The following is an 18,151-nucleotide window of genomic DNA, read 5'->3' on the forward strand; positions in this document are numbered from 1 at the left end:
GCAGTAAAGCGGCTTGCCCGGGCTGGAAAGCCCGGACAAAGGGTCATATGCGATTAATGCTTGGCCACTGGCTTTAGTCCCAGCCGCCTGATCTCGATCATCGGGCACCGGTCCATCACCACCTTCAGACCGGCGTCCTCGGCGCGGGCGGCGGCTTCGGGATTGACCACGGCGAGTTGCATCCACACCGAATGCGCGCCAAGCGCGATCGCCTCGTCAACGACGCTGCCGGCCGCCTCGCTGTTGCGGAAAATATCGACCATGTCGATCGGCTGGTCGATATCGGCCAGACTGGCCCAGACATATTCGCCATGCACTTCCTGCCCCGACAATTGGGGATTGACCGGGAATACGCGATAGCCGTGGCGCTGCAGATCGCGCATGACCGAATAGCTGGGACGTTCCGGCTTGTCGGAAATGCCGACCAGCGCGATGCTGCGCGTTTCGTTCAAAAGCGCGGCTATATCGTCCGCCTGCGTCAAAGACATGACATCCACTCCATTTTTTCTGTCCGTCAGACATGACGATCTTTGTTGGGATTGCAAGTGGACTTCCGTCGAGAATCTCTTTTTTGCTAAAGGGTTGACCCGGGAGGACAGGCCTCCTCCCCGCCAATTTCACCAGCTATAGGCTTTCGGCAAGCCCCCTTCGGCGGGGGTCGCATAACGATCGCGAAGTTTGGTCTGGCGATTGTCGATGGGCTGTTCGACCCCGTCGATCCACACCGAAACGGGCGCCGATTCCATTTCCAGCGGGTCGCCATCCCACAGCACCACATCGGCGGCGCGGCCGGGCCGAAGCGATCCGATGCGATCGCCAAGCCCCATCGCTTCGGCCGGGGCGGAGGTGATGGTACGCAGCGCCTGCCCCCAACTGAGCCCCGCCGCGCCGGGAATTTTATTGAGCGCCACCATATTGCCGGCCTGCTGCGTCGCGAGGCGCAATTGCAGCCCTTCATCCCGTTCCATAAGGCCCATGGAGACGGACACGCCAGCCTTCACCATGCGCCCGACATTGCTTTGCGTCGCCGCAAGCTTTTCAAAGGCGGACGGCAGGTCGTCGAGGCCACCGGCAATGACCGGCACTTTCGCCGCCGCGATCTGGCTCGCGACCATCCATCCTTCGGCGGCTCCCGCCAAAATCAGGCGCAGCGCAGGAAACTCCTGCCTGAGCGCCAGCACCGCCAATATGTCCCGCGCGCTTTCAACGTGCACCAGCAGCGGCATCGCGCCGTTCACCACCGGAGCCAGCGCCTCGGCATCGACACGGGTCAGCAAGGCATCGGTCGACCGTCCGTCATAGCTGGCGGGCACTTTGGCATAGGCCTGCGCCTCGCGGAGCATCGTGCGGAACCGGAGGTAGAGGGCGGGGCGGCTGCCGCCCGCCTGCTTCGCGCCTTCCTCGCCCATTTCGACATATTGGAAGGCGCGCGCTTTGGTGATCGGGCTCATGTCCGCGCCCAGATCGATGACCGCGCCTTGACCGGCGAAAATGCCGCCCGACGCCTGCGGCACGACGACGGCGCGGGTGACGCCGGCCGTGCGGCTGATGGCGACGGGATTGGCGAGCGGGTTGATCGCCGGGGCGACATCGATGGCGGCGGAAAAGGGCAGCCCCTGCGCACCGCTGTCGTTCGTCTCCGAAACGCCCGGCACTTCCACCAGGCCGACGCGCGAATAGCCTGACACGAGGCCCGGGGTTACCCATTTGCCGCGGGCGTCGATCATCTTCGCGCCAGCGGGCACGGCGACATTGGGGCCGGCCGCCACCACCTTGCCATTGGCGATGACGACGGTGCCGTTGGGCACCAACTCCGACCCGTCGCCGATGGCGAGCGTGCCGCCGGTAATGGCGATGGTCTGGGCCAGTGCCGGAGCGGCGAAGGCGAACGTCGCGGCGGCCATCAGAAGAAGACCCTTGTTCATTTCACGTCTCCCGCGCCGATCTGCCCCAGTTCGAAATCGCTGACCGACCGCCGTTTCGGGTCCATCGCGTCGTAGAGCAGCGCGCCGTCCACCCACACTTTTTCAGGCCGCGTATAGGTGCTGAACGGGTCACCGTTCCACAACACCACATCGCCCATCTTGCCCGGCTTCAGGCTGCCGGTCTTGTCGGCGATGCCCATGGCCTTTGCCGGATTGATGGCGAGCCAGGTCCAGGCGATTTCGTCGGGCACGTCGATGCCCATGCGACGTCCGGCGCCCAGCGCCTTGGCCGCTTCCTGATTGAGGCGCTGGATGCCGTTCTCGTCATCGCTGTGGACGATGGCGCAGGCGCCGGCATTGTGGACCAGCGGGATATTCTCCTTGATCCCGTCATAGGCTTCCATTTTGAAGCCATACCAGTCGCCCCACATGGCCGAACAAATGCCATTGTCGCGCAGCAGGTCGGCGATCTTGTAGCTTTCGACAGCGTGGTGGAAAGCGGTCACCTTGTAGCCGAACTCCTTGGCCATATCGATGACATTGGCCATTTCGTCGGCGCGATAGCAATGGTTCTGGACCAGGATCTTGCCCTCCAGCACATCGGCCAGCGTTTCCATGCCCAGGTCGCGGGTCTGGTCCTTTCCGGCCGCGCGTTTCTTCTGATATTCGCGCGCCTTGATCCAGGTCTGGCGGTCGACGGCCATATTGCCCATGCGGGTGCTCGGCTCGCGCCCCTTGGAGCCATAGACGCGCTTGGGGTTCTCGCCGCAGGCCATTTTCAGGCTGTAGGGCGCACCGCGGAATTTCATGCCCTGCATGGTGCGGGCGGGCACATTCTTCAGCGTCACGCCGCGCCCGCCGAACAGATTGGCGGAACCGGGCAGGATTTGCAGCGTCGTCACCCCGCCATTGGCCATGGCGCGGCCAAAGCCGGGGTCTTGCGGCCAGACGCTATGTTCGGCCCACACATGGGCCGTGACCGGCGACGTCGCCTCGTTCCCGTCGGAAAGCGCGGCGACCGAAGGCGAGGGATAATCGCCCAGATGGCTGTGAATGTCGATCACGCCGGGCGTCACCCATTTGCCCTTGGCGTCGATCACCGCGACATCGGCGGGAATGGGCGTGTCCGGCCCGCCGATCGCCGTCACCTTGCCCCCCGACAGGAACACCACGCCATTGTCGATCCGCCCGCCTTCGCCGTCATAGATGGTCGCGCCGCGAATCACGGTCGGCACCCCCGGATAGGGTTTGTAGGTCGAGGGGAAGGGATTTTCCGGCTCGGCCGATGATCCGGCGCCGGGCGCGGGTGCTTCCTGCCTGTCCTTTTTGGCGGCGATGGCCGTGCCGGCACAGGCCAGCGACGCCAGCGCCATGGCTATCGAAGCGATCCTCATTTTTGGCCCTCTCCATCATTCGGGCGCGCAATCGCCGCGCCCAGCGTATCGAGATGCATCAGTTTCGTGATCCAGGGCGCGACCAGCAGCACCGCGCCGCCCACCACCATCGCAAACCAGCCGATGCGGCTGTAAATATCCAGCACCTGCGCCACCCCGGCCCCTTCGCCGCCGCCGGTCGCGCGAGCGATCAGCCCTGCAATGAAATTGCCCGCCGCCATGGCCAGGAACCATGTGCCCATCAACAGCCCGACCATGGATGGAACCGACAGCCGCGTCATCGCCGACAGGCCGACCGGCGAAAAGCACAGCTCCGCCATGGTGTGGAACAGATAGATGAGGAACACGAAGATCACCGGCGTCAGGTTTTCGCCCGCCGCCGCCGCGCCCGCCACCAGCACCAGGAAACCGGCGCCGCACAGGATGAGGCCGAAGCCGAACTTGGCGGGCGAGGAAGGCTCCAGCCGCCTTTTGTCGAGCCATGTCCACAATATGGCGAACAGCGGCGCCAGCAGGATGATGAACACCGAATTGACCGACTGGAACACCGACGCGGGAATGGTCAGCCCCAGGACCGAACGGTCGACATTGCGGTCGGTGAAGACGTTCAGCGATGATCCGGCCTGTTCGAACAGGCCCCAGAACAGCGGGTTGAGCGCGATCAGGAACAGGGCCGCCATGATGCGGTCGCGGTCCACCGGCGGCAGGATGAATACCGCCCGCCATAGAATATAGGCGACGGTCAGCACGCCGAAGATGAGCAGCGCATAGCCAAGCGCCTCGGCATGGGCGATCATCATCCACACCGCCGCCACGCCAAGGATACCGCCCAGATAGATCATCCATTCCCGGCTAATCCCGGCGACGACCGGCTGACGCAATTGCTGCGGCCGGGGCGGTTCGCCCTTGCCCATCAACCAGGGTTTCAGCCAAACGAAGACGACAAGGCCCAGCAACATGCCGACGCCCGCCGCGCCAAAGCCCCAGGACCAGCCCACCGTTTCGCCCAGCACGCCGCAGACGACCGGCCCGATCGCCCCGCCCGCGTTTATGCCCATGTAGAAGATGGAAAAGGCCGGATCGCGACGCGCGTCGTCACGCGGATAAAGCTCGCCCACCAGCACCGAGATATTGGCCTTGAGGAACCCGGTGCCGACGATGATGCTGGCCAGCGCGATATAGAAGCCGTTGAGGAAGAGGGGATCGGCGCCCCCCGGTCCTTCGGTCAGCGCGATCAGGAAATGGCCGGAGGCGATGAACACGCCACCCGCCAGCACCGCCTTGCGCGGCCCCAGGAAACGGTCGGCCAGATAGCCGCCGATCACCGGCGTGATATAGACCAGCGACGTGTAAGCGCCGTAGAGGAGATAGGCGCGATCCTCGACCAGCAGGAAATGCTTGGTCAGGTAGAAAATCAGGATGGCGCGCATCCCGTAATAGGAAAAACGCTCCCACATTTCCGCGAAGAACAGCAGAAACAAACCCCTTGGATGGCCGAGCCAAGTCTGTTCCCGCATCGCCGCCGCTTGCCCGGATGTCGCCATCTTGCCCCTGTGATGCCTCTGGTGCGCGCCAGCCGGGATCGGCGGCGGCAGACGGGTGAGACTAATAATATTTCACGCCCTGTCAAAAAGCGTGGATGCCCTTGCGTCGCCGCGGCGGTGGCGACATGGAGGACGCCATGTTCAACGACACATCCTCGCCGCTGGCGCTCCTCCGATCGCGCCGTTCGGGCAAGCCCCGCGACCTCGCCGCCCCCGGCCCCGACGATGCGCAGTTGCGCGCCATGCTGGAAATCGCCACGCGCACGCCCGACCATGGCAAGCTCGCCCCCTGGCGCTTCGTGATTGTCGGCGCCGACCAGCGCGACGCGCTGGCCGAACTGCTGGAGCGCGCCTATCGCGCGGAAAAGCCGGATGCCGGGCGGCTGGAAATAGAGGCTATGCACCAGTTCGCGCATCAGGCCCCATCGCTGGTGGTCGCCCTGTCAGCGCCGGTGGAACCCAGCAAGATACCGTTGTGGGAGCAGCAATTGTCGGCGGGCGCGGCGGTCATGAACCTGCTTCATGCCGCCCACGCCATGGGCTTTGCCGGGGGCTGGCTGACCGGCTGGCCCAGCTTTTCGGATATGGTTCGCGACGCCTTTGGCAAGCCTTCGGAACGCATTGCGGGCTTTGTCTTCATCGGCACGCCGTCGCGCCCGCTGGAGGAACGGCCACGACCCGAATATGACGATGTCGTCAGCAACTGGGTAATTTAATAACCAGTTGATCGCCCTTCTCGACAGTAAAAATCTTGACCTGCCCCGCTGTATTATGGCAGCATATCAGCATGGCCGAAGATTCGAAACCCGTCTACCTGCGCCTGCGCGAGATCATTGCCGCATCCATATTGGATGGCGAATATCGCGACGGCGCCCTGCTGCCCTCCGTTCGCGCCTTTGCGGCGCAACAGGGCGCCAATCCGCTGACGGTGGCGAAGGCCTATCAGAATTTTCAGGACGACGGGCTTGTCGTCGTGAAGCGCGGCGTCGGCATGTTCGTCGCCGATGGCGCGACCCGCCGCCTGCGCGCGATGGAACGCGAACGCTTCTTGGACAGCGTTTGGCCCCCCGTCGCGGCGCAGATGCGGCGGCTGGGCATTGACCTTGATGAACTGGCGGGCCGCGAGGACGCATGAAAGTTCCGCTTCAGGACTGGGTCGTCCACCCGAAATTATAGCGCGGCGCTGGCGTCCAGCGCCTGTTGCCGCCCCGCAAAACCCGGAACGGCCGCCGCATTGGCGAAGGCCGCCTTCGCCTCGCCGCGCCGCCCCATGGCGGCATAGGCCTGACCCAGATGCATTTGTATGGCGGGATGGCCAGGCGCCATCGCTTGCGCCTGTTCCAGCACATCCACCGCGCGCTGCCCACCCTTGCCCGCCTGCACCAGCGCCCAGCCATAAATATCCGCCGTCATCGGATTGCCGGGCATCAGCCGCCAGGCGTGACGCGCATAGGCGAGGCCCCGGCCCTTGTCCCCGCTTTCCACCGTCGCACGCGCGAGGTCGGCCATCAGCATCGCATCGTTATCGCCCAGTTTCGCGCGCACGACCTCCAGCGTCCGCCGGGCAGCGCGCCAGTCGCCCGCATCCATGAACAAGGATGCCGCCAGCCGCCGGGCGGGCAGGTTGGCCGGGTTCTGCGCCAGGAAGAGACCCAACGCCCGTGAAGCCCGACCATTGTCGCCCGCAATCCGCCATGCCGACGCCAGCCGCAGCGCCACTTCCTCCGAAAAACGGATATTGGCGGCCGCCTCATAACGACGCGCGGCGTCAGCCGCTTTGCCCGCCATCATCAGCGCATCGCCCAATATGATCTGGGCGGCGGGCGCGCCCGCATTGGCCCGGGCCAGCGCTCGGGCGCGATCCAGCGCCTCCGCTCCGCGCCCGCCATTCATCAGCGCGCGGATATAGGGAATATTGTCGGCCGCCGTTCCGGCCTGCGCCGGCGGTCCGTTCGCCAACAGGCGCGCATCCTCATCATGCGCGAAGGGCGCGGCGGACGGGCGGACGGGCCATGCCGCGCGCGCCAGCATGTCGCGCGCCATGTCGCCATGGCCCAGCGCCTCCTGCGCGCGCGCCGCCAGCGTCAGCACATAGGGATCGGCGTCGGCGCGCACCACCAGCGGCCGCAGGGTCGCGCTCGCCGCATCCATGTCGCCCGCAGCATATTGCGCCCGCCCCAGCAATGTCCGCGCCCGATCATTATCCGGTTGCCGCGCGACCAGCGCGGACAGGCTGTCCGCCGCCAGCACCGCATTGCCCGACTGGAGGTGCAGCACGCCGCGCAGCAACAGCGTCGCGGGTTCACCGTCCAGCCGGCCATCGGTCCTTGCGAGCAGTGCGCGGGCCAGATCATCCTGCCCCGCGCGGGCCGCCATCACCGCCTGCATGAACAGGGCGCGCGGATGCCCCGGTTGCAAGCCCAATATGCGGCGCGTGACGCTCAGCATCGCCTGCGCCCGGCCCATGTCGGCCAGCGTCGCGGCATATTCGACCAGCGTCGGCACGGCGTCGGGATCAATCGCCAGCGCCCGTTCGAACCAGGGCAGCGAGGCCGCGAGCCCATATTGCTCCCGCGTCCGTTCCGCCCGCAGGGTGAGCGCAGGGACATTGCCCGGAGCAGCCGCCACCGCCCGGTCAGCAGCGACCAGCGCGCCCGCCTGATCGCCAAAGAAGAGTTGATAACGCGCCGTTTCGATCCAGGTCTCGGGATCGCCCGGCGCCATCGCCTGCACCTTTTCCAGCGCGGCCCGCGCGGTGGCCAGATCGCCCAGCATGATGGCGGCGCGGGCGACCATGCGTTGCGCGTGCGCCGCCTCTTCAGGGTCGACATCAGCGGATCTCGCCTGCTTCAGCGCACCTTCGGCGTCGCCCTCAAGGATCAGCGCCTCGGCCATGGCGGCGCGGGTGCGCCCAAGCGGCGCGCCCAGTTTCAGCGCCCGCTCCAGCTCCGCCTGCGCGCCCGCGCCATCCTCCAGCGCCAGCAGCGCGCGGGCCTGCAACAGGCGCAAGGTGGGCGATCGCGGATCGGCGCGAATGGCGTTCAGCAATTCGACCCGCGCCGTGCGGGCGTCGCCCTTGTCCAGCGCCGCCACCGCCCGGTCATGCGCGGCGCGACCATCGCCTTCGCGCAGAACAAGCTGCCACAGCGCGACACCCGCCAACAGCGACAAGATCAGGCCCCCGATCGCGAATATCCGCCGCCTGCTCATCCCGCCTGCAACTCATATTGGCGCAAAAGGTCGTAAAGCGTCGGCCGGCTGATCCCCAGCATCTTTGCCGCGTTGGATATATTGCCCTGCGTCCGGGCGATGGCGCGGCGGATGGCGCGGCGGTCGGCCATTTCCCGCGCGGCCTTCAGGTTGATCACTTCGCCCTCTTCCCCCGCCCCGTCCAGGTCGAGGTCGGCGGCGCCCACCCATTTGCCATCGGCCATGATGACGGCGCGCTTCACCCGGTTTTCCAGTTCGCGAACATTGCCCGGCCAGCCCCAGGCGTCGAGCGCGGCCAGCGCATCGGGGGCCAGCCCCTTGACCGCCGGGTTCATCTCCCGCGCGAAACGCATCAGGAAATGGCGCGCAAGCAAGGCGGGATCGCCGGGCCGGTCCTTGAGCGCAGGGATACGCACCACGATTTCCGCCAGCCGATAATAAAGATCCTCGCGGAACGCGCCCGCCGCGATCATTCCGGGCAGGTCGCGATGGGTGGCGCACACGATGCGCGTGTCGATGGCGATGCTTTCGCGGCCGCCGATCCGCTCGATCGCATGATCCTGCAAGAATCGCAGCAACTTGACCTGCACGGCCAGCGGAATGTCCCCCACTTCGTCCAGGAACAATGTGCCGCCCTGCGCCTGTTCGATCTTGCCGGGCGTCGTCCTGACCGCGCCGGTAAAAGCGCCCTTTTCATGCCCGAACAACTCTGATTCCAGCAGCGTTTCGGGGATCGCCGCGCAATGGATGGCCACAAAGGCGCCGTTGCGGCGCGGGCTGGCGTCATGCAATCCCTGCGCCAGCAATTCCTTGCCGGTGCCGCTCGCGCCCAGCAGCATCACCGAAACCTGCGCATTGGCCACCCGCTCGATGGTGCGCGTGACCTTCAGCATCTCGGGCGCTGCGGTCAATATCCGGCCCAGCACCGGCGCATCATCCTGCGCGGTTTCGGCAAGGCGCGCATTTTCCTTCTCCAGCCGGTGGACATGGAAAGCCCGGCGCACGATCAGCCCCAGTTCGTCAATGTCGACCGGCTTCTGGTAGAAGTCGTAAGCCCCGCCGGAGATCGCGCCCAGCGCGCTTTCCCGCGCGCCATGGCCGGACGCGACGATCACCTTCGTATCGGGCTTGATCCGCAGCATTTCGGCCAGCGTCGCAAAGCCCTCGCTGACGCCATCCGGGTCGGGCGGCAGGCCAAGGTCCAACGTCACCACGTCAGGCGCCTCCGCCCGCAGCAATTCAATGGCTTCCTCGCGGTCGCCGGCGATGAATAGCCGATATTCGTCATAGGCCCAGCGGAGCTGGCGTTGCAGGCCCGGATCATCCTCGACGATCAGCAATTTGGGGCGGCTATCGGTCATGTCAGGCGGCCTCTGCGGCGGATGGGGCTGGCGGCGCGGGCGCGGCGCTGGCCGGGGCGGCGGGCAGGCGCAGCGTGAATCGGCTGCCCGCGCCCGGGCTGCTCTCCACATCGACGCGGCCGCCCATGGCCTGCGCCAATGCCCGCGCTTCGAATGCGCCGATGCCGAAACCGCCCGCCTTGCTGGAGGAGAAGGGCTTGAACAATTCGCGGCGGATGAACTCCGCGCTCATGCCGCATCCCCGGTCGATCACCTCGACCCAGACGCTCGTCGCATCGCCGCCCAGCCGCATTTCGACGGGCAGATCGGCGGGGCTGGCGTCGATCGCATTCTGCACCAGATGGGTCAATATCTGTTCCAGTCGCACCGGATCGGCCAGCGCCATGGGCGACGATCCACTCACCAGCACCGGATGCTGGCGCACGCGGGCCGCGACATTCTCGATCGCCGCCCGCAACGCCATGACGCGCGGCGGCGAAGGCTGGGCCTTGTTATGCTGCGACAGGCGGGCGAGCAGCGCATTCATCCGGCCAACCGACTCCTTGAGCGTCAGGATCATGTCCGCGCGAAATTCGGGATTGTCGGCATGGCGCTCGGCATTGCGGGCGACGAGCGACAATTGGCTCACCAGATTTTTGACGTCGTGCATGATGAAGGCGAAACGCCGGTTGAACTCGTCGAAACGCTGCGCATCGTCCAGCGCCTGCTGGCCCTGCGCCTCGCTGATATAGCTGGCGGCCTGCCGCCCGGCGACGCGCAGCATGTCGAAATCCTCCCAGTCGAGCCGCCGGTCGACCGGCGGTCGCGCGAGCAGGATCGCGCCGGTCAGGCGGTCGAAATGGATCAGCGGCACCAGCGCCCATATCCGCGCATCCTCGATCAGCGCGGGGGGCAGGTCGACCGGCGCACCGGCGGACAGTGCGCCGTTGAGGTCGGCGATCCAGCCGCTGCGCTCCAACTGGGCGGCGACGGCGGCGGCGATGGTCAGTTGCGGCGGGCAGGCCCAGTTCCAATGGGTCTCGAACCGCAATGCGCCTGAATCGTCCCGCAATAGCAACAGCCCGGCGGGCGATTCGGTGATGTCGGCGACCGCCTTGACCACGCGCACCGCCAGCGGCGCGGCATCCTTCCCGGGGCGGCCGATGGTGGCGCCAAAGCGCATCCATTCGGCGCGATAGTCGTAGCGGTGCTGGAAGAAGTGTTTCGCAATCTGCACCCGCAATATCGCCCTCAGCCGGCGCGAGGGCACCAGCACCATGGCCGCGACACCCATGAAGAATAGCAGCCCGGTTTCCACCCAGCGCGCATAGTCGCCCGCGACCCATTCGATGATCGCCGCCGCCGCCGCCAGCACCACGACATACAGCCCCACCGCGACCACCGACAGCGAACGAAATGTCACCGTGCGCGACAGGCGCAGGCGCGCGGCCATATTGCGGTTCAGCCCGACCGCGATCACCGGGGCCAGCAGGGCCATCACCGGCCCGCGCAAGGCATAAAGCTCCCCCACCCGATCCATGGCGAAATAGCCAATGCCATAGAGGTTGAGGTCATAGGTCCACATCGCCGCGAGCGCCCCCATCAGCAGGGCGATGCGCGTGCGCCCCTCCGGCGCGGAGACGCTGTAGAGATTGTGGACCAGCACCAGCGCGCCGACCGCGCTCATCATGCGCAGCACCAACGACAGGGTGACGAATATCTTGTGGCTGTCGGCGTCGAGCTGACGCCAGATGAGGTCGGTGAACATCTGCGCCGCCAGCAGCCCCGCCATCACCGCATAGACAGCCGTGATCGCCCACAGCGCGCCCGACTGCCGCCCTTCACCCCGCCGCAGCATGACAAACATCAGCAGCAGCCATGCCCCGTTGCGAATGGTTTCGATGATGCCCGACAGCGGTTTGTCGACCCCGCCAAAGCCGATATACAGCGCCCAGCAGGACGTCAGCAGCAACGCCAGCGACAGCAGCACCGGTTCAGGCGCGCCATCGCGCCGACGCAGCGTCCATATGCCCAGCGCCGCGAACAGGGCGGCGGCCAGCGCGTGGCCGCTATTACCGAAAAATTGGAGCCAGACGCCCATCGTTCCTGCGCCTCAGCGCGCGCCGTCGGGCCACAACACCACGCGCACGGTCTGGATCAGGATCAGAAGGTCCAGAAAGGGCGTATAGTTCTTGGCATAATAGAGGTCATATTCCAGTTTGTTGCGCGAATCCTCGATCGACGCGCCATAGGGATAGTTGATCTGCGCCCAGCCGGTGATGCCCGGCTTCACCATATGGCGTTCGGCATAATAGCGCAGATGCTGTTCGAGATCCTCGACGAACTGGCGGCGTTCGGGGCGCGGGCCGACGAAGCTCATCTCGCCCTTCAGCACGGTCCAGGTCTGCGGCAATTCGTCGATCCGCAGCTTGCGCAGCCAGTAGCCAAGGCGGGTGATGCGCGGATCGTCCTTTTCCGCCCAGACGGCCTTGCCAGCCACCTCGGCGTCCTGCCGCATGGTGCGCAGCTTCACGATCCAGAATTCCTGGCCGTAAAGGCCGACGCGCTGCTGGCGGTAAAATGCCGGCCCCTTGCTGTCGAGCTTCACCAATATGGCCGCCAGAACGATGATCGGCCCGGTCAGCGCCAGCAGGATGGAACTGGCGACGATGTCGAACAGGCGCTTGGCGATGGAAGACAGGCGTCGGCCCGCCGAAAAGCCGTCGGAAAAGATCAGCCAACTGGGGTTGACGCTGTCGAGGTCGACGCGCCCCGTCTCCCGCTCCAGGAAAGTCGATATTTCGTTGACGTGGACGCCTGTCGTCTTGATGCGCAACAGGTCGGCGAGCGGCAGCGCATTGCGCCGCTCCTCCAGCGCCAGCACGACCTCGCTCGCCGCCATGCGGACGACGAAATCAGCCAGGTTGAAAATGGCGTTGCGGTTGATCGCTTCGGGGATCACCTGCGGCCCGTCGTTCATCGCGATATAGCCAACGACGAGGAAGCCCGATCCCTTGCGCTCTTCAATCTGGCGAATGCGGTCGGCGCGCGGACCGGCGCCGAGCACGACCAGCCGCCGCTTGAACGCCTCGCCCCCCAGCATCGACCCCAGCAGCATCCGCACCGTCAGCAACAGCGCAACGGCAAGGATCATCGCATAGAGCGAATTGGACCGCCAAAGCGTCATTTCCGGCAACAGGAAATGCATGACCGACAGGAAAATGACGCCCAGCGAAATCGCCACCATCAGCCTGGCAAGCGCATAGCGCAGCGACTGGAGCGATTCAGTGCCATAAACGCCGACCGCGATCATCCCGGTCTGGATCGCCACGGCAAAGCTGACCAGCGGCCAGGCGCGGGTCAGGATATGGTCGACGGACATGCCGATTTCGCGCGCCCGCAGCAGCCATCCACCTTCCGCCGCGCACAGCAACAGCACGAAATCGAGCAGACCGAGCAGCAGCACCGCGTGCGGCACATAATGTTTGAACAGCCTGATCATCATTCCATGCCCATTGCGTCGACAGTGCGCCGACGTGCCCCATGCGATCCGTCATTTTCACTTACAATGAAATGTAAGCTATTCCGACAGTGCGGGCATGATCGCTGAAATTGGCAAATATTTTCTGAAGATCGCCGCGGTTAACGAATGCCGGGGGGCAATCGGCGGGCGCTGGCGCGGTGATGGGCGTGGGTGATGGCGACGGCCAGCGCGTCGGCGGCGTCCGGCCCGCTGATGACGATGCCGGGCAATAGCCGCGACACCATGGCGTGGACCTGTTCCTTGGAAGCGTTGCCGACACCCACGACCGCCTTCTTGACATGGCGGGCGCCATATTCGCCCACCTCCATGCCCGAACGCGACGCGCCCAGCAGCACGACGCCGCGCGCCTGCCCCAGTTTCAGCGTCGATTGCGGGTTGACGTTGACGAACACCTCCTCCACCGCAGCGGCATCGGGACGATGTTCCAGGATCAGATCCTGCAACGCCAGATCAAGCGCCAGCAAGCGGCTGGCCAGCGGCATGGCGGCGTCGGTGCGGATGCGCCCGTTGGCGATGTGGCTCAGCCGGTTGCCGTCGGCAGCAATCACCCCCCAGCCCGTCGTGCCAAGGCCGGGGTCCAGCCCCAATATGATCGTCACCCCCCGACCTCCCTTGCGGCCAAAGGGGCGGCCATCATCAACCCAGCTTTTCCAGCACCGCTTCGGGCACTTCATAATTGCCCCAGACGGTCTGGACGTCGTCGTCATCCTCCAGCGCGTCGACCAGCTTCAGCAGCGTGGCGGCATTGGATTCATCGACCTCAACCGTGGTCTGCGGACGCCAGGCGAGCTTGGCGCTGTCGGCCGCGCCCAGCTTGGCTTCCAGCGCCTTGGCGACTTCGTGCAGCGCGTCCATCGCCGTCCAGATTTCGTGTTCGTCCTCGTTCGAGGCCACATCCTCGGCGCCGGCCTCCAGCGCGGCTTCGAACATCGCGTCGGCATCGCCGGCGGACGCGGGATAGGTGATGAGGCCCATGCGGTCGAACCCGTGGCTCACCGCGCCCGACGCGCCCAGATTGCCCCCATTTTTGGAAAAGGCGGTGCGGACATTGGTGGCGGTGCGGTTGCGATTGTCGGTCAGCGCCTCGACAATGATGGCGACGCCGCCGGGGCCATAGCCCTCATAGCGGATTTCCTCGTAATTTTCCTGGTCGCCGCCCGACGCCTTGTCGATGGCGCGCTGGATATTGTCCTTGGGCATGGACTGGGCCTTGGCGGCGTTGACCGCCAGGCGCAGGCGCGGGTTCATATCCGGGTCGGGCATGCCCATTTTCGCGGCGACGGTGATTTCGCGGCTGAGCTTGGAAAACATCGAGGAACGCTTCTTGTCCTGCGCGCCCTTACGATGCATGATGTTCTTGAATTTGGAATGGCCGGCCACGGCCTGTCTCCTGATGTTATTCTATGATCCGAAGCGCGGTCTCTAGCGGGCGGCAGGAAGCGACGCAAGGCGAACGGAGGGGATTGGTTTTGACCGTACAAAGCCTGGACCATGTGAATATCCGCGTGCCCGATCCGGCCGCCACCAAGACGTTCCTGATCGACGTGCTGGAGATGTCAGTTTCATCGCAGCGGGAAAGCTGGATCAGCGATGCCGACGGCCGGCCGATCATCCATCTGGGCAGCATCGAGAAACCTTATCCGACCGACGACTGGCATCCGCCGAGCGCGGGCGGGGACAGCGGCCCGGTGCACCATGTCGCGCTCAATTGCGCCGATTATGGCAAGGTGGCGGCCCGTCTGGAGGCGCGGAAGGTCGATCATTTCACGAGCGCCCAGCCCGGCATCGCCCTGCGCCAGATCTTCGTGCGGATACCGGGCGGGGTGATGCTGGAGCTCAATTTCTGGAACTGACGGATCAAACCAGGATCGCGGTGCCCGAAGCCGACACCATCAGCATCGACCCGCTGCCGCCAATCACTTCATAGTCGAGGTCGACGCCCACCACGGCGTTGGCGCCCAGCGTCGCCGCGCGCATCCGCATTTCGCCGATCGCCTGCTCGCGGGCGCGTTGCAGCACTTCCTCATAAGCGCCCGAACGCCCGCCGACGATGTCGCGCACGCTGGCGAACAGGTCGCGGAACAGGTTGGCGCCCACGATCACCTCGCCGGTGACGATGCCCAGATATTCCCTGGCCGGGCGGCCTTCCAGCGTTGGCGTGGTGCTGACGATGATTTCCGACATGGGCGCTCTCCTTGAGTGTCACGCTGTTCCCCGGCGCAGGCCGGGGTCCAGTTCGGACCGTGGGACTGGGCCCTTGATGGGAGGCACGTGACTCCCATCAACTGCGCCGGGGAACAGGTCACCCTTATTCCATGCCCAGTGCGGACAGATAGGTCTGGAGGATCGCTTCCATTTCCTGCCGGTCATGGGGCTGCATCTTCCGCAGGCGGATGATCTGGCGCATGATCTTGGGGTCGTAGCCGGTGGCCTTGGCTTCCAGATAGACGTCCTTGATGTCGTCGCCGATGCCCTTCTTTTCTTCTTCCAGGCGTTCGATACGTTCGATCAGAAGGCGCAGTTGATCGGCTGCGACGTTGCCCTCGCTCATGGGGTTCTCCGTTGGTGAGTGTGAATCGGTTGGAGCGCGTCCTAGTGGTTGTCGGCGTTCTTCGCCACACTCTCTTTCATCCGTTCCATCTGTTCCGGGGTGGCTTGGCTCTGATAGCGGGCCTTCCACTCGGTAAAGGGCATGCCGTGGATGATGGCGCGGGCCTCGTCCCTGGTCAGCGCGCCATCGGCCTCGGCGATCCAGTCAGCGAGGCAGTTGCGGCAGAAACCGGCCGTTCCCATCAGGTCGATATTCTGCACATCGGTGCGATGCTGCAAATGCGCGACCAATCGGCGGAAGGCGGTTGCGGCTACTGCGTCATTGATTATGCTGCCGGCCATCGGCGATCCCCTTCGCTGTCCATCATCATCCTGTCGCGCAGCACGGATAACGGAAAACAGCCCGCAGGCAAGACCGGCGGCGCCAAGACGATCTGGAGTGCCTGATGACCCGAATTCCGCCCCGCACCCGCAATGTCCGCATTCTGGCGACCCTTGGCCCCGCCAGCGACAGCCCGGAAATGATCCGCCGCCTTTATCTCGCGGGTGCCGACGCCTTTCGGATCAATCTGTCGCACGGCGCGCATGAAGATCATGCGGCACGGATCGCCGCCATCCGCGCGCTGGAAAGGGAATTCGGGCGGCCCAGCACCATATTGGGCGATCTTCAGGGCCCCAAACTGCGGGTCGGCGCGTTCGCGGATGGGCTGGCCATGCTGGAAACCGGCAACGCCTTCGTGTTGGACCGCGACGACGCGCCGGGCGACTCCCGCCGGGTCAACCTGCCCCACCCGGAAATCTATGAGGCGCTGGTGCCCGACGCCCGGCTGTTGCTGGACGACGGCAAGATGGTGCTGCGGGTCAAGTCCGTGACCGAAGACCGGATCGAGACGATTGTCGAGGTCGGTGGCGCGCTGTCCAACCGCAAGGGCGTCAACGTGCCCGATGTCGTGGTGCCCGTGCCCGCGCTGACCGACAAGGATCGCCGCGACCTCAGCTTCGCGATGCAGCAGGGCATGGACTGGATTGCGCTGAGCTTTGTGCAGCGGCCCGAGGATCTGGCCGAAGCGCGCAAGCTGATGGGCGGTTATGGCGCGCTGATGGCCAAGATCGAGAAGCCGTCGGCCGTGCAGCGACTGGCCGAAATCATCGAAATGGCCGATGGCGTGATGGTGGCGCGCGGCGACCTGGGCGTCGAACTGCCCCCGCAAAGCGTGCCGCCGCTGCAGAAGCAGATTGTCGAAACCGCCCGCCGCCTGGGTCGGCCCGTGGTGGTGGCGACACAGATGCTGGAATCGATGATCAAGGCCCCCACCCCCACCCGCGCCGAAGTGTCGGATGTGGCGACGGCGGTCTATGACGGGGCCGACGCCATCATGTTGTCGGCCGAGACGGCGGCGGGCGACTGGCCCGAAGAAGCCGTCGCGATGATGGACAGCATCGCCCACAGTGTCGAGCGCGATCCGGGCTATCTGGCCCGTCTCCATTTCACCCAGACCGCGCCCGATCCGACCACCGCCGACGCGCTGGCCGAGGCGGCGGCGGGCATCGTTCCGGTGGTCGACGCCACCGTCATCACCTGCTTCACATCGTCGGGCAGCACCGTGCGGCGCGTCGCGCGCGAACGCCCCGGTGCGCCGATCCTGGCGCTGACCCCGCGACAGGACACCGCCCGGCGCATGGGCCTGCTGTGGGGCGTCCACGCCGTCCGCACCAAGGATATCGGCCATTTCGAGGAAATGGTGGGCAAGGCGCGGCGGATGGCGCTGCGCCATCATCTGACGACCAAGGGACGCAAGATCGTGGTGCTTGCGGGGGTTCCCTTCGGCACGCCGGGATCGACCAATGTGCTGCATGTCGCCACTGTGCGCGGCGACGAGCTTAAAGGGCGGGAATAGCCGGCAGCAGGCCGTGCGTCGCCAGTTCCGCGCGCAATGTCGGCGCGTCGCTGAACAGGTGGCCATGCATTCCCACCTGCCGGGCGCCCGCAATATTGTCTTCCCGGTCGTCGATGAAGATCGCCTGCTCCGCCCGCAGACCAAAGCGCGCCAGCGCCAGAGCGTAAATGGCGGGATCGGGCTTCACCAGCCGTTCCTCGCCGGACACCACGATGTCGCGAAAGGGCGCGAACATCGCGGCTTCCCGCGCACGAAAGGCAGGCCAGAATTCGGCGCTGTAGTTGGTGAGGGCGTATAGCGGCACGTCGCGCGCAGCAAGGTCCGCGACAATCTGCGCCATGCCGTCCACCACCGGCCCGACGCTGTCGTTGAAGCGTTCCCCCCAGATCGGGATATGCGCGGCATGTTCAGGGAACAGGGCGATGCGTTCGGCGCTGGTTTGCGCAAAAGGCCGCCCGGCATCATGCTGAAAATGCCAGTGCGCGGGCACGACATCGCGCAGAAACGCATCGAGCGCCTGATCGTCAGGGATCAGGCGCTCAAAAAGAACCCTGGGGTTCCAGTGATAAAGGACCTGGCCGACGTCGAATATGACGGCGGCAATGTCCGCCATGGATCAGCCCTGGCGGGCCTTGAACCGGCGGTTGGTCTTGTTGATCACATAGGTGCGGCCGCGACGGCGAATCACGCGGTTATCCCGGTGACGGTCCTTGAGCGACTTGAGCGAGTTGCGGATCTTCATGGCG

19 protein-coding genes are annotated in these 18,151 nt (G+C 65.5%); 4 read left to right on the forward strand and 15 right to left on the reverse strand.

Going from position 1 to position 18,151, the window contains the following annotated elements; all coding sequences use genetic code 11:
- Positions 1-53: 53 nt before the first annotated feature.
- The 4 genes from GGR44_RS15520 to GGR44_RS15535 form a co-directional block, all read right to left on the reverse strand.
- Positions 54-488, reverse strand: a complete 435-nt coding sequence (locus tag GGR44_RS15520; RefSeq protein WP_183956398.1) for a CoA-binding protein — start codon at positions 486-488, stop codon at positions 54-56.
- A gap of 129 nt (positions 489-617) precedes the next feature.
- Positions 618-1,925 (reverse strand): amidohydrolase family protein, encoded by a 1,308-nt coding sequence (locus GGR44_RS15525; protein ID WP_183956399.1) that lies wholly within the window; start codon positions 1,923-1,925, stop codon positions 618-620.
- Positions 1,922-3,298 (reverse strand): amidohydrolase, encoded by a 1,377-nt coding sequence (locus GGR44_RS15530; protein WP_425511330.1) that lies wholly within the window; start codon positions 3,296-3,298, stop codon positions 1,922-1,924. The genes GGR44_RS15525 and GGR44_RS15530 overlap by 4 nt, the downstream gene beginning before the upstream one ends.
- Positions 3,299-3,315: 17 nt before the next feature.
- Positions 3,316-4,863: a peptide MFS transporter gene (locus tag GGR44_RS15535; protein WP_183956401.1), complete on the reverse strand. Its 1,548-nt coding sequence runs from the start codon at positions 4,861-4,863 to the stop codon at positions 3,316-3,318.
- Positions 4,864-5,000: 137 nt separating this feature from the next.
- Here GGR44_RS15535 and GGR44_RS15540 point away from each other — a divergent pair, with 137 nt between their 5' ends.
- Together GGR44_RS15540 and GGR44_RS15545 are read left to right on the forward strand one after the other, a co-directional pair.
- A complete protein-coding gene (locus GGR44_RS15540; RefSeq protein ID WP_183956508.1) occupies positions 5,001-5,579 on the forward strand; it encodes a nitroreductase family protein in 579 nt (192 codons plus the stop codon).
- 71 nt (positions 5,580-5,650) lie between these two features.
- Positions 5,651-5,998, forward strand: coding sequence for a GntR family transcriptional regulator (locus GGR44_RS15545; RefSeq protein ID WP_183956402.1), 348 nt, complete (start codon positions 5,651-5,653; stop codon positions 5,996-5,998).
- Between the two features lie 35 nt (positions 5,999-6,033).
- On the opposite strand, the gene GGR44_RS15550 is transcribed toward GGR44_RS15545, so the two are convergent.
- The 6 genes from GGR44_RS15550 to GGR44_RS15575 form a co-directional block, all read right to left on the reverse strand.
- Positions 6,034-8,073: a tetratricopeptide repeat protein gene (locus tag GGR44_RS15550; protein WP_183956403.1), complete on the reverse strand. Its 2,040-nt coding sequence runs from the start codon at positions 8,071-8,073 to the stop codon at positions 6,034-6,036.
- A complete protein-coding gene (prsR, locus tag GGR44_RS15555; RefSeq protein WP_183956404.1) occupies positions 8,070-9,434 on the reverse strand; it encodes a PEP-CTERM-box response regulator transcription factor in 1,365 nt (454 codons plus the stop codon). The genes GGR44_RS15550 and prsR overlap by 4 nt, the downstream gene beginning before the upstream one ends.
- A gap of 1 nt (position 9,435) precedes the next feature.
- Complete coding sequence (prsK, locus tag GGR44_RS15560) at positions 9,436-11,514, reverse strand: XrtA/PEP-CTERM system histidine kinase PrsK (RefSeq protein WP_183956405.1); 2,079 nt, start codon at positions 11,512-11,514, stop codon at positions 9,436-9,438.
- Positions 11,515-11,526: 12 nt separating this feature from the next.
- Complete coding sequence (locus GGR44_RS15565; protein ID WP_183956509.1) at positions 11,527-12,915, reverse strand: TIGR03013 family XrtA/PEP-CTERM system glycosyltransferase; 1,389 nt, start codon at positions 12,913-12,915, stop codon at positions 11,527-11,529.
- Between the two features lie 140 nt (positions 12,916-13,055).
- A complete protein-coding gene (gene ruvC, locus GGR44_RS15570; RefSeq protein ID WP_343052363.1) occupies positions 13,056-13,556 on the reverse strand; it encodes a crossover junction endodeoxyribonuclease RuvC in 501 nt (166 codons plus the stop codon).
- 37 nt (positions 13,557-13,593) lie between these two features.
- A complete protein-coding gene (locus GGR44_RS15575) occupies positions 13,594-14,337 on the reverse strand; it encodes a YebC/PmpR family DNA-binding transcriptional regulator (RefSeq protein ID WP_183956407.1) in 744 nt (247 codons plus the stop codon).
- An 89-nt stretch (positions 14,338-14,426) separates the two neighbouring features.
- On the opposite strand from GGR44_RS15575, the gene GGR44_RS15580 reads away from it, so the two are divergent.
- Positions 14,427-14,810: a VOC family protein gene (locus GGR44_RS15580; protein WP_183956408.1), complete on the forward strand. Its 384-nt coding sequence runs from the start codon at positions 14,427-14,429 to the stop codon at positions 14,808-14,810.
- Positions 14,811-14,814: 4 nt separating this feature from the next.
- On the opposite strand, the gene GGR44_RS15585 is transcribed toward GGR44_RS15580, so the two are convergent.
- From GGR44_RS15585 to GGR44_RS15595, 3 genes are all read right to left on the reverse strand, one after another.
- A complete protein-coding gene (locus GGR44_RS15585) occupies positions 14,815-15,141 on the reverse strand; it encodes a heavy metal-binding domain-containing protein (RefSeq protein ID WP_183956409.1) in 327 nt (108 codons plus the stop codon).
- Between the two features lie 124 nt (positions 15,142-15,265).
- Positions 15,266-15,508 carry a DUF2312 domain-containing protein gene (locus GGR44_RS15590; RefSeq protein ID WP_183956410.1) on the reverse strand — a complete coding sequence of 81 codons (243 nt, stop codon included), beginning with the start codon at positions 15,506-15,508 and terminating at the stop codon, positions 15,266-15,268.
- 41 nt (positions 15,509-15,549) lie between these two features.
- The gene (locus GGR44_RS15595; RefSeq protein ID WP_183956411.1) at positions 15,550-15,849 is read right to left on the reverse strand and encodes a DUF1244 domain-containing protein; all 300 of its coding nucleotides are present in this window, start codon (positions 15,847-15,849) and stop codon (positions 15,550-15,552) included.
- Positions 15,850-15,953: 104 nt separating this feature from the next.
- On the opposite strand from GGR44_RS15595, the gene pyk reads away from it, so the two are divergent.
- Positions 15,954-17,405 carry a pyruvate kinase gene (gene pyk / locus GGR44_RS15600; protein WP_183956412.1) on the forward strand — a complete coding sequence of 484 codons (1,452 nt, stop codon included), beginning with the start codon at positions 15,954-15,956 and terminating at the stop codon, positions 17,403-17,405.
- Here the strand turns inward: pyk and GGR44_RS15605 are convergent.
- Together GGR44_RS15605 and ykgO are read right to left on the reverse strand one after the other, a co-directional pair.
- Positions 17,389-18,018, reverse strand: a complete 630-nt coding sequence (locus tag GGR44_RS15605; RefSeq protein WP_183956413.1) for an HAD family hydrolase — start codon at positions 18,016-18,018, stop codon at positions 17,389-17,391. The two genes, pyk and GGR44_RS15605, sit on opposite strands and share 17 nt — an antisense overlap.
- Before the next feature lie 3 nt (positions 18,019-18,021).
- On the reverse strand, positions 18,022-18,147 hold the full coding sequence (ykgO, locus tag GGR44_RS15610) for a type B 50S ribosomal protein L36 (protein ID WP_003046794.1): 126 nt from the start codon (positions 18,145-18,147) through the stop codon (positions 18,022-18,024).
- Positions 18,148-18,151: the final 4 nt, after the last annotated feature.

Origin of the sequence: Sphingobium fontiphilum (genome assembly GCF_014196635.1) — a bacterium.
GTDB lineage: Bacteria > Pseudomonadota > Alphaproteobacteria > Sphingomonadales > Sphingomonadaceae > Sphingobium > Sphingobium fontiphilum.